Source organism: Erwinia oleae, from assembly GCF_000770305.1.
Taxonomy (GTDB): domain Bacteria; phylum Pseudomonadota; class Gammaproteobacteria; order Enterobacterales; family Enterobacteriaceae; genus Erwinia; species Erwinia oleae.
Genome location: NZ_JNVB01000178.1, coordinates 1 through 437, shown reverse-complemented (window position 1 = coordinate 437; position 437 = coordinate 1). Strand labels below are relative to the sequence as shown.

1 pseudogene is annotated in these 437 nt (G+C 57.4%); it reads left to right on the top strand.

Going from position 1 to position 437, the window contains the following annotated elements:
* Positions 1–437, top strand: a pseudogene (locus tag GS12_RS22835) (catalase-peroxidase); the annotation flags it as partial.

Below are 437 nucleotides of genomic sequence, written 5' to 3'. Positions count from 1 at the left end.
CTTCGAGAACCTGTTCAGGTATGAGTGGGTGCAGACGCGCAGCCCGGCGGGTGCGATCCAGTTTGAAGCGGTCGAAGCAGCCGAGATTATTCCCGATGCCTTTGACACGGCGAAAAAGCATAAACCAACCATGCTGGTGACCGATCTGACGCTGCGTTTCGACCCGGAGTTTGAGAAGATCTCACGCCGTTTCCTCAACGACCCGCAGGCGTTTAACGAAGCCTTTGCCCGCGCCTGGTACAAGCTGACCCACCGCGATATGGGGCCTAAAGCGCGCTACATCGGCCCGGAAGTGCCAAAGGAAGATCTCATCTGGCAGGATCCGCTGCCGCAGCCAATCTATCACCCGACCACTTATGACATCGCGTTGCTGAAAGAAAAAATTGTCGCGTCGGGCTTGTCGGTGACTGAACTGACGTCGGTGGCGTGGGCGTCAG